Origin of the sequence: Paenibacillus sp. CR_12 (genome assembly GCF_041953985.1) — a bacterium.
Classification (GTDB): domain Bacteria; phylum Bacillota; class Bacilli; order Paenibacillales; family Paenibacillaceae; genus Paenibacillus_AQ; species Paenibacillus_AQ lautus_A.
Window position 1 is genome coordinate 154,935 of the sequence record NZ_JAVFHO010000008.1, and the last position, 14,066, is coordinate 169,000.

General features: G+C 46.4%; 15 protein-coding genes. 4 read left to right on the top strand and 11 right to left on the bottom strand.

What is annotated here, in order from left to right; all coding sequences use genetic code 11:
• Positions 1-63 precede the first annotated feature (63 nt).
• Complete coding sequence (locus RB297_RS24415) at positions 64-996, top strand: alpha/beta hydrolase family protein (protein WP_375121764.1); 933 nt, start codon at positions 64-66, stop codon at positions 994-996.
• A gap of 300 nt (positions 997-1,296) precedes the next feature.
• Here RB297_RS24415 and RB297_RS24420 read toward each other — a convergent pair whose 3' ends face one another.
• The 3 genes from RB297_RS24420 to RB297_RS24430 form a co-directional block, all read right to left on the bottom strand.
• Positions 1,297-2,166 (bottom strand): SDR family NAD(P)-dependent oxidoreductase, encoded by an 870-nt coding sequence (locus RB297_RS24420; RefSeq protein WP_375121686.1) that lies wholly within the window; start codon positions 2,164-2,166, stop codon positions 1,297-1,299.
• Between the two features lie 45 nt (positions 2,167-2,211).
• Positions 2,212-3,162, bottom strand: coding sequence for an NADP-dependent oxidoreductase (locus RB297_RS24425; RefSeq protein ID WP_375121687.1), 951 nt, complete (start codon positions 3,160-3,162; stop codon positions 2,212-2,214).
• A 159-nt stretch (positions 3,163-3,321) separates the two neighbouring features.
• Positions 3,322-4,080 (bottom strand): SDR family oxidoreductase, encoded by a 759-nt coding sequence (locus RB297_RS24430; RefSeq protein ID WP_375121688.1) that lies wholly within the window; start codon positions 4,078-4,080, stop codon positions 3,322-3,324.
• 181 nt (positions 4,081-4,261) lie between these two features.
• Here RB297_RS24430 and RB297_RS24435 point away from each other — a divergent pair, with 181 nt between their 5' ends.
• The 3 genes from RB297_RS24435 to RB297_RS24445 all read left to right on the top strand — a co-directional run bounded on the left by RB297_RS24435 (position 4,262) and on the right by RB297_RS24445 (position 5,781).
• On the top strand, positions 4,262-4,900 hold the full coding sequence (locus RB297_RS24435) for a TetR/AcrR family transcriptional regulator (RefSeq protein ID WP_036659741.1): 639 nt from the start codon (positions 4,262-4,264) through the stop codon (positions 4,898-4,900).
• Positions 4,901-5,159: 259 nt separating this feature from the next.
• Positions 5,160-5,483, top strand: a complete 324-nt coding sequence (locus RB297_RS24440; RefSeq protein ID WP_375121689.1) for a nucleotidyltransferase domain-containing protein — start codon at positions 5,160-5,162, stop codon at positions 5,481-5,483.
• Positions 5,455-5,781 carry a hypothetical protein gene (locus RB297_RS24445; RefSeq protein WP_369682847.1) on the top strand — a complete coding sequence of 109 codons (327 nt, stop codon included), beginning with the start codon at positions 5,455-5,457 and terminating at the stop codon, positions 5,779-5,781. Before RB297_RS24440 ends, RB297_RS24445 begins: the two co-directional genes overlap by 29 nt.
• 388 nt (positions 5,782-6,169) lie before the next feature.
• Here RB297_RS24445 and RB297_RS24450 read toward each other — a convergent pair whose 3' ends face one another.
• The 8 genes from RB297_RS24450 to RB297_RS24485 all read right to left on the bottom strand — a co-directional run bounded on the left by RB297_RS24450 (position 6,170) and on the right by RB297_RS24485 (position 13,996).
• The gene (locus RB297_RS24450) at positions 6,170-6,745 is read right to left on the bottom strand and encodes a PadR family transcriptional regulator (protein ID WP_096776271.1); all 576 of its coding nucleotides are present in this window, start codon (positions 6,743-6,745) and stop codon (positions 6,170-6,172) included.
• A 153-nt stretch (positions 6,746-6,898) separates the two neighbouring features.
• Positions 6,899-8,293 (bottom strand): MDR family MFS transporter, encoded by a 1,395-nt coding sequence (locus RB297_RS24455; RefSeq protein WP_375121690.1) that lies wholly within the window; start codon positions 8,291-8,293, stop codon positions 6,899-6,901.
• 42 nt (positions 8,294-8,335) lie between these two features.
• Positions 8,336-8,686: a VOC family protein gene (locus RB297_RS24460; protein ID WP_096776273.1), complete on the bottom strand. Its 351-nt coding sequence runs from the start codon at positions 8,684-8,686 to the stop codon at positions 8,336-8,338.
• Between the two features lie 341 nt (positions 8,687-9,027).
• Positions 9,028-9,663 carry a LysE family translocator gene (locus RB297_RS24465; RefSeq protein ID WP_096776274.1) on the bottom strand — a complete coding sequence of 212 codons (636 nt, stop codon included), beginning with the start codon at positions 9,661-9,663 and terminating at the stop codon, positions 9,028-9,030.
• 23 nt (positions 9,664-9,686) lie between these two features.
• On the bottom strand, positions 9,687-10,034 hold the full coding sequence (locus RB297_RS24470) for a hypothetical protein (protein WP_255250630.1): 348 nt from the start codon (positions 10,032-10,034) through the stop codon (positions 9,687-9,689).
• Positions 10,035-10,163: 129 nt separating this feature from the next.
• A complete protein-coding gene (locus RB297_RS24475; protein ID WP_244235411.1) occupies positions 10,164-10,925 on the bottom strand; it encodes an ABC transporter permease in 762 nt (253 codons plus the stop codon).
• Positions 10,922-11,893 carry an ATP-binding cassette domain-containing protein gene (locus tag RB297_RS24480; protein ID WP_375121691.1) on the bottom strand — a complete coding sequence of 324 codons (972 nt, stop codon included), beginning with the start codon at positions 11,891-11,893 and terminating at the stop codon, positions 10,922-10,924. Before RB297_RS24480 ends, RB297_RS24475 begins: the two co-directional genes overlap by 4 nt.
• Positions 11,894-11,962: 69 nt before the next feature.
• Entirely contained in the window at positions 11,963-13,996 is a 2,034-nt protein-coding gene (locus RB297_RS24485; protein WP_375121692.1) for a multicopper oxidase family protein, read from the bottom strand.
• Positions 13,997-14,066 lie beyond the last annotated feature (70 nt).

Sequence of the window (14,066 nt, forward strand, 5' to 3'; positions counted from 1 at the left end):
GGGATCTGACAGGGAGAAAACTCCCGGCAAAAATCTATCTAAAGAAGGGCAGGAACATTAATGATGGAACTAAAGATTACCGCACCCTCTCCAGTCGTCTCGGTGAAGCCGATAGTGCTTTCAGCCCCGGGCCGTGGCGAGAATCTGCAAGTGAGAGTCTCCGCGCCGACGACCGGTCGTAACTTACCTATTATTGTTTTCTCACACGGCTCTGGCTCATCGTTGGAGGGTTACGGCCCCTTGGTCGACTTCTGGGCTGCACACGGCTTTGTGGTCATTCAGCCTACCCATCTCGACTCAAGGACATTGGGTCTCCCCCAGGACGATCCCCGCACACCACGGATATGGCGTTCCCGAGTAGAAGACATGAAGCGCATCCTTGATCAGCTTGATTTCCTGGAATCTGCCGTTCCCGGCCTCAGCGGGCGCCTTGACCGAAGCCGCATCGCCACAGCCGGACACTCCTTCGGCGGCCAAACGGCGGGTAACCTGTTAGGTTTGCGAGTCCTCAACCCCGAGACCAAGAAGGAAGAGGACCTATCCGACTCGCGCATCAAAGCAGGCGTGCTATTCGCCACCGCTGGGCAAGGTGGGGACAGCCTGACACCGTTCGCGGCCGAGAAGATGCCGCATCTGAACGTGAGCTTCGAGCACATGACCAAGCCCACCCTCGTGGTCGTCGGGGATCAGGACGACACTCCTAACAAGTATCAACTGACCGTTCGAGGGCCGGATTGGATGACCGACCCCTACTTCCTCAGCCCGGGAGCCGAGAGCCTGCTCACCCTTTTTGGCGCAGAACACTCGCTTGGAGGAATCGCTGGTTACGAGGTTAAGGAAACAACAGACGATAACCCAGAACGAGTTGCCCTGATCCAGAAGGTTACATGGGCTTACCTTCGACATGTACTCAATATTGAGCAATCCAGCTGGTCGGCAGTGAAAAAGACTTTGTCTGACACGGCAAATTCAATTGGTCGAATTGAATCCAAATAAAGCTCTAGAAAAAGAGAGTAAGCTCCCCCGCCGGCCCAATGCCTGTAAAAGAGCTTACTCTCTTTTTCTGATCAGCACGTTAATGTCACATATATTGAGCTATGCTGTCCAATTGTTTAACGAGGTTGCCCGATCTATTCCGCGGCAACCTCGTTGTGTTTTAATGAAATTAACGTTTCCCGGCATGGATATGGTCACACCGTATTGAGGCATCTGTCCGGAGGTCATGACGGCTTCCTCACTCGCGATTGAAGATAATACAGCTGTTCCAACCCAACCGGCGCGTTGCACTTCCGGAACTCAGCCATTAACTTGAACATTCCCTCCAAGATATTCAAGGCTATATATATCGGAGATTTTTTCCAGCACACGCTGCGCATGTTCTGTAAATTTCAAGTCCGCAATCCGATCTTTGAACAGAAACACGCCGGTCTCATTGCTGTTTTTGCCGAGAGCTCCCTCATATAATAGGTTGGCTCCATGAGTAGGCGGAGAGGAAAAAAACTTCATAAACAGTTCAAACCCTGCGGTCAGTCCGGAATCTTTTCCTTTTCTTAGCGTATTGTTAATGCCTGGGTCAACGCTGCGGATCTTGATGCCTTCCTTGGCAAGCTGCGGTGCGACGGCTTGGGTCCACAACGAAAGAGCCAGCTTTGAAGTCGCATAGGGTCCATACATTTTGCGGAAGGTTTTGGGATGCTCCAATTTTTCGATCGTAAACTCCTTCGTAAATCTAAACACCTGCGACGAAGTGTTAATCACGGTTTTTAAGCTGCCGTTCTTCAACAGCTCCTTCAATTCCATCAGAACAATAAAAGGAACGACCGTCAACAATTCATAATGCAATTCGCGGCCTTGTTTCGAATAGCGCAGCTCACTTAAGCCTCCTCCGGCGTTGTTAAACAAAATATCGATCCGCTGTTCCTTGCTTTTGATTTCTTCCAAAGAGTGCCTCAAGCTGTCATAATCGGTGAGATCCTTCACTTTATAGGCTCGGAGCCGTCCGTCCTTGAGATGATTTTGAAGGAATCTATCGTCCGCCGGAAAATCCGACCGGTTCAAAGCAACCACCTGCCAGTTCTCCGACAGCATTTTCCGGGTCAACGCCAATCCGATCCCGTTACTTGCGCCTGTAATCAGTGCAATATGTTCTCGTTGGTTCTTACTCAATGCATGTCCTCCTTCATTCAGAATTTCATCGGTTATATGTGCTCATCAGTCGGAGTCGGGCAGGAGGATCAGTTTGCCGTGGGCACTCCCGCTCTGGCTGATTTGAACAGCTGAACGCCATTCATCGAGTTGGAAAGTCTTCGCGACCGGAATCGTGAACTTGCCGTCCGCTGCGTACCCGGCAAAGTCGCCGACAACGTCATAACGTGCGGTATGTAGTTCTCCATAGCTGGTGCGAACGCCAAGTTCAGCGGCTGCGGCGAAATCGCTGACGGTTAGGACATGCTGGGGATGCCCGTTGACGATTTCGACCAGATCTTTCAATGAACCGCTGTTTGGCGCCGTATCCAGGGCGAGGTCAACCGGCTGTTTCGCCAGTTCGGTCACTCGTTCGACCATTCCATCACCGTACGAGGTCACCAACGCTCCCATTGAGCGGAGCTTGTCGGCGTAGGTGGGCCCAGCGGTTGCGATCACACGGGCACCGCGCATGAGGGCAATTTGAACGGCGGCGAACCCTACCGTGGTGCCGGCTCCGTGCACGAGTACGGTCTGACCCGATTTCACCCCAAGAGTATCAATGCCACGGTAAGCGGTTTCGACTGCCATTGGCAACGCTGCAGCTTGAACAAAGTCGAGTCCGGCCGGCATTCGGAACCAGTAGTACATAATCGCTTGATCCGACGCACCGGCGCTCGATCCATTCATGAAATCTGCCCCACCCAGAACGGAATCGCCGATGGCAACATCGGTTACGCCCTCTCCGATTGCGTCTACAATACCGGCCACGTCCAGCCCGATTCCGCGAGGCAAGGGCAATTGAGCGGCAAAATGGCCTTGGCACGTCACCCAGTCAACCGGATTTAAGCCGCAAGCGCGTACTCTCACGCGAATGCGTCCCGGCCCTGGCTCTGGGATCGCCACCTCATCCAAGCATAAGACATCCGTTGGTTCTCCGTATTCGTGGAACCGGATGGTCCGCATGGTATTCTCCATTGTGATCTCCCCTCCATTTTGCTCTGATAAATTCGCGTTCTGTGATTTCGAACGGTCTTCCAAGGAAAACAACGAACTCCTAAACTATAAAATTCACTAGAAGCCAGGGGGGCATGAGGAGAACCTATGCCCCATAGTCAGGTGTGCGAACAGAGGAGCTTAGATCTGGGAGCCGCCTCCATCGACAGGGAACTCAGCCCCGGTGGTATAGGTGGCCTCAAATGCTAGAAATGCAACAGCCTTGGCTACCTCGACTGGATCGCCTAAACGCAGCATTGGAATCTGCTGTCTCATCTGTGCCTTTGTCTGTTCGGCAGCTTCTTCAGGCATTGACTTTTCCATGATGCCTGTGTCAATAACGCCGGGACTGACTGCGTTGACGCGAATATTTCGAGGTAATAACTCGCGCGCCAGACCTCGAGTCATGGAGCGCAGCGCTGCCTTACTAGCTGCGTAAGCACTGAGCATTGGGAGACCCACTACGTTCACGATTGAGGTGGTAAGGACTACCCCGCTACCTGAGCCTAACAGCGGAACGAGTTTCTGCACGGTAAAGTACGGTCCTTTGGCATTGATTGTAAGTATCTCGTCGTACTTTTCTTCTGTCATTGCTTCGAAAGGGACAAACCCCGTGACACCGGCGTTAACGAACAGGGCATCTACGGTTCCAAATTCAGCCTCCACTCGATCGGCTAATGCGGCGATATCCTTCAATGAGGCGGCATCGCTTAAGACCGCGATCGCGTGGCTTCCGAGTTGTTCACGAGCCGCATCCAGCGTCGCCTGAGTACGTCCGGTAATCAGAACGTGTGCGCCTTCATCCACTAGCAATTTCGCCGTCGCAAGGCCGATTCCGCTGCTGCCTCCCGTGATCACGACCTTTTTTCCAGAAAATTTGCCCTTACTGAATGATTCCATTTAAATCGTCCTCCCTTTGATAATCCGTAATCGGATGATTAGGTACAGGAGCGATTATACATCAGTGAATTTAATAAGTAAACAAAATTAATTAAATTAGTTCATTTAATTAATTTCATACATAAAGGGCAGCAAATTTGTTATAATAGGTTTTATAGGCATCAAAGGGAGGGTCTTATCCGTGAGAAAAGCTGTGAGTGTAGATACATATGTGGAAAAAATAAAACCCATTATAAGAAAAACAAAATTCAGCCAACTGAAAGTCGACGATCTCGCAAAATATATGGATATCAGCAAAGTGACGCTCTATAAGCATTTTTCCTCCAAAGACGACATCATCGAACAAGTCGTGGATTATTACATTGATTATTCGAAGAAGGCTGACACCGTTGTGAAAGACGATTCCGTCTCTTTTTTGGATCGTTTTCAATTAACATTTTTACAATCTTTGATGTGTGCCGCGTATATCTCTGATTTGTTCTTGCAAGATCTGAAGGAATTTTATCCACACCATTTTGAGAATCTGTCCGTTGCCCTGCAAAATCGGAATAAAAGCTTACAAACTTTTTTTGAATCCGGTATGGAGCAACAGGTTTTCAACAGATTGAATGCCGTGTTGTTTATGGTTCAAGATGACGCTGTTCTGCGACGCTTTATCGAGCCGTCATTTTCGATTCAGTATGATATCACTGTGAAACAAGCGATTATGGATTTCTACTACATGAAGCAGTATCAATTGCTCAAACCTGAATATCTGAAGATGATTGACGACTCCGATATGGAAAGGAAGATCGTTCATATTTTGCAAGCCATTTCGTAAGTGAAGGGCCATATCCGTTTCTGTTGTGTTTCGCTGAACGTGGGATAGGTCGAAGGACGTCAAGAAAAAAGGAATCCCCCTTGAGGAATCCCTTTCTATAAAAATTATAATGTTCGACTTTACATCCTCTTTTAGTTAGAAGCTGGGCCAGCACCTTCTGTTGGAGGTGTTTTTTGCATTTTTTCCTTTGCTTTCTCGATTTCTTCCTTCTTCAGAGGTGCGCCGAACCATTACGCAAACGAATGACGATAGCGTAGGATTGAGAAAACTTAAAACTATAGATGTAATGGGAGGAACTGATTTGAGGACGGATATAAGTAATTGGATGCCAATAACTGTGCCGGAAATAAAGAAAGTTTTTTCTGACATGCCGCTTCATTGGTGTATCGCTGGAGGTTGGGCTTTAGATTTGCATCTATGTAAGCAAACAAGGGAACATAGCGATATAGATGTTATTATCACTCGAGATGAGCAATTAATCGCTTATCAGAATTTAAAACGTGATTGGATGTTATACAAGGCTCAGGATGGTATTTTGGGAAGATGGAGAGTATTTGAACTCTACCGAAGACATTTGGGTTAGTAAGAGTAGTGAAACGCCTTGGGCATTTCAAATTATGATAATTGATACCGAAGAGAATTTTTGGACTTATAAGAGAGATAAATCAGTCAGAAGACCACTTGATCAAATTTGTTTGAAAACTGTTGAAGGCATACCTTATTTAAGACCTGAAATCCAACTTCTCCATAAAGCAGGTAGTTCGCAAGTACGGGAAAAGGATTATAATGATTTCCAAACGATGCTTCCGTCACTTCTACCACAAGAAAAAGCATGGCTGAAATCTTCTCTAAACCGGCAATTTCCAGAAGGTCATGCCTAACTCAAATTTCTTTAATATATAGCGTAAATGCTTGTTGCTGCTCCTAACTAACGGGAAACGATAGTTCAACAGCACAGCGGCAGTCTAATACTTTATTTTCTCGTTCAGGACTGCCGTCGGTTTAAATAATGGGGTCAGTCTAAAACGGAAATGCAAGGCGACACGGCGCCGCCCATCGCCCCTTCCATAACCTTCAATAGCGAGTAGATCACTGACAAGTCATCGACAGGAACTTTATATTCCGATTTTAGATATGTTATATTGAATGACTTTCAACCAAATTTTCCGAAGAGCCAGAAAATAAAAGCGCGTGAGGAATAAACAAAGGGGACAACCTTTTTAGCTCGCCCATCCTATTAATGAACTGCTATCCTTAAGCCTTTCAATTTCACTCCCGCTCAAGCCCTTGTCCATCCACGCGATGGCTCTCGATTAACTGCATAACCCACGTTTCATCAAATCGAAGCTTTTCCAGCCGATGCCGGAAAAAGATCTGAATATATTTCTGCTCCCCGCCGGGAATCCGTTCGTCTTTGCTCGCATATTCCAACCGTTCTTCCTCGTGACGGATTTCATAACGCAGGTAATCTTTGTATTGATGCAAAATTAAAAACTGCAATTCCTTGCTGATCAGTTCAAAATTTTTCAGTTTCGTATAAAAATGCAGCTCGTAATCCGGCGAATATGGAATCGGTTCTTCCATCAACCGAAAAAAACGTATTCTGCCTTCGTCCGTAAGTTTGTAAGTCTTTATTTTTTTTCCTCTTCCTTGTTTGGCACCCTCCGGTTGCTCATCGGGAACCTGTTCGATCAGCCCGTCCGCAAGCATGCCGTGGATCAGCGGATAAATCGCCCCCCAGCTGACTTTTCGCGTAGGACCAACGATCCCATTCAAAATTTGATGCAGCAAATAGCCGTGCATCGGGTTATTCATCAATTCGCCGAGTATGAACAATTCGTACAAACGAAAGGCCCCCCCTTGTAGGTTTTACTGCTTTTAAGCAAACAACAGTATAACATACGGCTGCCTGAAAAAACAGAAAAGCCGCAGGTCGCGGCTTTTCCTGGCCGCATCCGTTTGCGGCCGGTTCCGGTATTTCGCTTTGTCACCCTGCCGTTACGCCGAATGCTGCTGCGCCATCACTTGGCGGTGCTTCGGCAGGAATGATACGGCGAGCAGGTTCGCAATCGCGATCCCCAACATGAGCAGAAAAACGGCATGCATTCCGGCAGTCAGCTCCGTTTTGGAGCCGATTATGGTTACATACTGGTTGTAAATCGTGCCGAATACCGCGATGCCGACCGTTTGGCCCAGCGCACGGGCCAGCATGCTGGAAGCGTTGGCGACGCCGCGTTTTTCCCAGCCGACGACCGATTGCACGACAACGGTGGAGGGCGTCGCAACGAACCCCATTCCCAGTCCGATTAGCACGAGGATACCGATCCAAAATACGTAGGGCGAGTTCATCTGCAGCGCAATCAGCCAGAGGGAGCCTGCCATGACCAGCGAAGAGCCGAATACGATCGATGCCTTCACCCCGACCCGGTACATGAGTCGGCCGGCGATGTTGGAGGCGAGCGGCCAGGCCAGCGACATCGGCATAGCGATCAGGCCCGAGCTTGTCGCGGAATTGCCGAGCACGGATTGAATCCAGATCGGCGAGTACACCGTCAACCCCGTCGTAATGCTGAACGTCAGAAATCCGCTGATATTGGTGACGTTCAATACGCGGATGCGGAAAATCGATAACGGGATCATCGGTTCCTCCGCCCGTTTTTCAATCCAGAGGAACAACATAAAACATACGGCCGATGCCGCGAACAGCCCCACGATCACCGGGGAATCCCAGGAAAGCCGGGACCCGCCGCTCAGCAGTGCATACAACAGCGCGGAGAAAGTAATGGTAAACATAATCGCGCCGAGGTAATCGATTTTTTTCGCCTGACGTTCGATCGGCTGGTGCAAAAATAAGACCACCAGCAGCAGGGCGATGATGCCGATCGGCACGTTGATGAAGAAGATCCATCGCCAGGAAACTTGATCGACGAAGTAACCTCCGATTAGCGGGCCGAGAAGGCCAGCCACGGACCAAACGGACGAAAAGACACCCATCATTTTGCCGCGCTGCTTACCCGAGAACAAATCGCCGATGACGGTAAAGCACACGGGCGCAAGCGCCCCGGCGCCAAATCCTTGCAAAGCCCGGAACCAAATGAGCCCCGTCATCGATTGCGCGGCTCCGCACAAGATGGAACCGAGCACGAATAAACTGATGCCCGCGGCGAACACGGGTTTGCGCCCGAATAAATCGGCTAGCTTGCCGAAAATGGGGGTTGCCACGCAGGTGGTCAACGTATAAACCGCAAACACCCAACTGAACAGCGTCTCGCCGTGCAAATCCTTGATCATATGCGGGGTAGCGGTGGCGACGACGGTCGCATCCAACGCGCCAATAAACATCGCCGCCAGCAGGCCGGCGACAACCATGTTGACCTTGGTTTTCGAGGCCATGCGAAAAACGCCTCCTTACATTTTTTTATGCCGCCCTTTGGCTTAACGATTGCAAACCAAGTAAAGAGTATTGCCTTGAGGATCGTTGAAATGCACGACATTAGCCTCCTTGCCTTCCACGGAATCGTGGAATTGAACGCCGCTGGTTCTCAGCGTTTCGATGGCTGACTCCATGTCCTCCACCTCAAACCCTATGGTCATGCTGCCCGATTTTTCCGGAAGGGAACCTTGTTCTCCGGCAAGATGCAGGAGACCGATCGTCAATCCAGGTGCCGCGATTTGCGCAAAATGCCCGTCACCGTGCTGCAGCTCCAATCCCAAGGTTTCGGTATAAAATTTCACTGCCTCTTTCATATCCGCTACCATCACAGTCACATTGCCGCTTTTGAACATCTTATATTTCCTCCTTATTCGATTGATCGATTTTATTATATCAAAATAATATAATAAGTAAATATATTTTATTGATATATTTTTCGGGAAAATGGTGAGGAGCTACGTAAAAAAGAGAACGCCCTCAAAGGGCGCTCTGTCTATCCGGGCAGCCTTGCGTCGCCCTCGATCCTGCCGCACGTGATGTGCCTTTCTCAAAGATGGGAGAAGTATGCTAGACTAAAACAGCCTTAGCCCGATGGGAAGCTCGAGCTAAGGCTGTTTAGACATTTTGTTTTATTCCACTGTCTACTTGACGATATCACTAAAGGGCGGCCTTCAATCTTGACGTTATTGCATCATTACTGTCTTTGGAATGCAACCTTTAGGCCTAGTCCGATATAAATTGCTCCGACGAATTTGCCACTTAGGCGGCTTAACCGGCTTATCCATGTCCTCCCTTTAACCAGTTTTCCGAGCGCAGAGATACCTAGTACAATTGAGGTTGTATACAATGCACTTAAAATCACAAAGACAACACCAAGGATCAAAAACTGCGTGGTGACTTGACCTCGTTCGTGATGAACAAATTGAGGCAAAAAAGCCAGAAAAAACAGCGCTGTCTTTGGATTAAGAACTTCTGCAACAGTTGCCGAAAAGAATGACTTTAAAGCTCCTGCCGTTTTAACCTTTGGAAGTTGTGGATCTGATGGCTTACTCATCATTTCTCGAATTCCTAAATATAGTAAGTATACCGCTCCTGCATATTTAACAATATTGAAAGCTAGAGCAGAGGTCATCAGTATAGTGGAAAGCCCGACAGTAGCAAGTATGGTGTGAAGAAAATCTCCGATTGCGATGCCAAGCCCTGCCATAATGCCTCCTTTTCGCCCGTTTTGAACGGTACGAGTAATGGTAAGAAGAACGGCAGGTCCTGGAATTAAAAATAGAAGAATGACAACGATAACATACCCCAGTAAAGTTGAAAAATCCGGCATCAGGCTTCCCCCTTCAAAAGCATTCAAGATGATATATTGTTGTTACGGTTTTGCAGCCATTGTTCAAATTCAGCGGGTGTGCTCACTTTATGATCTAATACAGCCGTATAGATATCAAAGCTTTTTACCTGTTTACCATACTCGGCTCTCGATGCCCAGACAGTTTTGATCCGCAGGATAGAGAGAACCGCCTCTTCATGAAGACGACCGGGCAACGTACGAATATGCCGCAGATCAGGTTGTTTCTCAGGATCATCAACGAACCAAATATCCAGTGACCACTGGCTCCCGCTTCTAGATAAGTAATCCAATCCAATAAAGTACCCGTCCGGGTAAGCCGGATCGGTGTTCCAACTACCGGTATCGTTCATAAATTTCATCTGCCGAATCTTGGGATTCAATATCAATAGCGAAGCAACCGCAAAGCCAAAGATGACTTTCAACATAAATAATGGAAGAAAGAATTATTCAATTCATTACTTTACCACTCCATTAAAATCTTATGCAATAGCCTTGTTGTAAACGCGAGTTGACCAAATCAATGTGATAATCGTAATAACCGCAATGACAATAAATCCTACGAAAACTGATTGGTTTATAATTGATCCTTCCGCTAATTTTTTGGATGCTTCTACTCCATAATATAGCGGATTGACATGGGCGAGTACTTGTAACCACTTTGGTCCAAATGACATTGGTAATAAAATTCCGGAAAGTAAGGTTAACGGTAATTGTAAACTTGTTACTACGGCAGCAACCCCACCCACATCTTGGAAAAGTAAACCCAGACTTCCAGACCATGCTGAAACCATCATCGTAAGAACCGAGAGCAATAATAATTGTAATAGAATACCAACACAGTGCATTTCATAACCAAATAAACTTGAGATTGCTAAAACGATAATTGCTGGAATAAGGAACGCTACGACATCTTTTAACACCCCTCCCATTAACATAGCGAACCGACTGGCTGGGGTTACACGTAAACGTTCAATAATCCCACTTTTTAGGTCAAAAACCATTGACCATCCAGCCCCCATTCCAGAACTAAATGCCAAGAGAACTAAAATGCCCGGCACAAACATATCTAAAACCTGAGCGGTAGTCATAGCAGGATGGGTAATGTTTTTCAATAATGGACTAAATAATAAGATATATAACAAGGGAGTCATCAAACCTGAGATTACCCAAACCATTTGGCGAGCTGACTCTTTTAATTTACGAACAAAGAAAATATTCGTTTCCCGTACAACCTGCATCATTGTTCTTCTTCCTTTCCGCCGTCACGTAATTCTTTACCTGTTAATGTTAAAAAGACATCATTTAAGGAAGGCATGGATAACGATAAATTGGCTAATTCAATCTGATGTTCTTTTGTGAAGTTAATAATATCCGTAATTAATTCTTCACCTATGTCAGTATAAATGGAAAATTTCATATTTGCTTCGGTCACTTTATCAAGTTCTAATTGTTTAATAAATAGTTTCATTTTTTCGCTGTCCTGCAGATGTTTCATTTCCATTGAAACAACTTCACTCGAAATCTTTTTCTTTAATTCTGTAGGTGTTCCTTCAGCGATAATATTGCCGTGGTCTATGATAGTTAAACGGTCACATAACGCGTCCGCTTCTTCTAAATAGTGAGTCGTTAGGAAAATGGTCATTCCATTGTCACGTAATTTTTTAATGTGCTGCCATAAATTAGCGCGGTTTTGTGGATCAAGTCCTGTTGTTGGTTCATCAAGAAATAAAACTTTGGGTTCATGTAAAATTCCTTGAGCAATCTCTACACGGCGTTTTTGCCCACCAGACAATGTACGAACAAAGCGCGGAAGTAATTCATGAAAATCTAGCAATTTACTCAATTGTTCCATTCTCTGCACTGTAACATCATTTGATAGCCCATATAATTTTCCTGTTAGCTCCAGATTTTCCCGTACTGTGGCGTTTGGATCCGCACCACCTAGCTGACTAACATAACCTATATTTGCACGGACTTTTTTGGCTTCGGTTAACACATTATATCCAGCTATATAAGCTGTTCCGCTACTAATGGGCAACAATGTTGTCAGTATTCTTTGTGTAGTGGTTTTACCTGCTCCGCTCGGTCCAAGAAAACCAAAAATTTCTCCTTGATCGACTGTAAAGCTGATATTATCAACAGCAGTAATTTTTTCCTTTTTGCTCACATAAGTCTTACTTAAACTTTCAACACTTATTAATTTGAACATAATGTTTATCCCCTTCTTTCTTTGTTTTTCAGCTTCTTTTAAAACCCAAGCTTTACGATAGCATCAAGCCTATTCCGGACTATTACCCGTTTCACTTCCTATCGCGAAAGGAGTGTATACATTTTCATAAGCCACATGCATCGTCATCCCTCTTAACGCATGATCCAAATTGTGGCAGTGATCCATCCATAATCCGGGATTATTTGCCAGGAAAGCAACTTCAATCTTCTCGCCGGGTTCAATATTTACTGTATCTAAGACAAGTGGGCTTCCACTAATAGGTTTTCCATTTTTACTAATGACTTGGACATGGTGTCCATGAAGGTGCATCGGGTGATCGGCAAAACTCCGGTTTACAAATGTTGTCTTCACCAGATTCCCCTCCTTGACCATAAGGGTCGGGGTATCAGGGAACGTTTTTCCGTTAATAACCCACTGTTGTCCTGCCTCACCGTTATAGACACCAAAATAGGTCTGATCAAGAATCAGTGTAAACGTTCTGTCGAACTCGGTGGAGGTATTGAATGGAGCCTGTGCCGGTGAACCATATTTCGTGATATCTAAAATCTCTCCTTCATCGAGCACATTTCGTTCCCCATGTCCGTCTGGGCTATACACGATTCCTATTGGTTCGCCTTCCATTAGCATTCCCAGCGTAACGGCGGTGTCAGGCATGATGAATTCGATATCGTAACGTCCCCCTCCTCCGATTCGTAATAAACTAGTCGTCAGAGTACCTGGCTCATTCATCTCATACCCATCGATGGCTACAACCTTGAAAGGCACGCCGTTCAAGGAAAACGTACGAGTTAAATTACCCGCATTTACGAGACGGAGACGTACCGGTGTTCCCGGATTAACCATTTTCCTTTGGAATGTATCTGCCGTATCCAGGGCTGGAATATGCCTGCCGTCCGGAGTGATCCAATCATGAGCCACAATCGTCGTATCCATCGTTTTTGTTTTATGTTGACTGGATGGATGTATGATAAATGCCCCGAATAACCCCTTTTGCACTTGGATAGAGGACTGCTGGTGGGAATGGTACCAATGGGTTCCCACCTCTTTTACAACAAATCGATAGGTATACGACTCTCCAGGCATTACGGCATCCTGCGTCATCCCGGCAACTCCATCCTCACCATTAGGGACATCAACTCCGTGCCAATGAATGGTAACTCCATTATCGATATTTTTATTCACCAATTTTACTTCCACCAAATCCCCTTCATTGGCGACAAGCTCCGGGCCTGGGCTCTGACCGTTAAACGTCCATGCTTCAATGGTTTCACCGGAAGCAAGACGAATCTTCTTTGTCTCTGCGTAGAGGATGTATTTTTTGTCAGGAATGTCTGTTTGAGGTCCTTTCAACCCCACAACACTAACCGGCTTATTGTCTGAATTGGAATCATGACCGTCATGGTGGGGATTTTTATTTTTATCTAAGCTGGAATCTCCACCCCCAAAATCGGCAGTATGGTGATGGACCATATTCATTCTGACAGGAAATTCACTCATCTTTTGAGAAACGACTAATCCTGTTATGGCTACTACAAACACCAAAACGAAATATACAGCTCCTCTTACGATTCTTATGCTATATCGTGGAAGCCGATTTTCCAGAAGCCTTATCCTTCTTCCATGGTAAAGCCATAGCAGACCTGCTGAAATGATCAGTAACCCACCATAAATCAAAAGATCTTTTGTATTAGGAATTGCAGGAATGTCTATCGTTACTAAAAAAAAGGCAAGTACTGCTCCCACAGTCATGACATGTACAGACACAATAAAGAACAGTAAAGACTTTTTATTGGTTCCCCTCGATAAGTTAGACAGCGCAAAGATCAACACAATTGCCGCTGGCAAGCTTAACAGAGGCAATAGGTTCAAGACCCGGTCCATGATAAATAGCCATCCGTAATTTACGAAAATGATCATGATGTCCAGTGCCCAAACCATGATGAGGGCGGTACCGATGTAGACGCCAGCTTTGGCTGTTTTTAGCCATAATCGGAAGCTCGATTCACTCTCTCCAACATATTTGAGGTGATTCGCGGCATAGCCAGTAGCCCCTGAGACACCCACTAATAACAGTAATAACAAAAATTCCACTCCCATAAGGAATTCGAACACGACGGTTCCCTCTTTTCCCGAAATTTATCTTAATTATTAA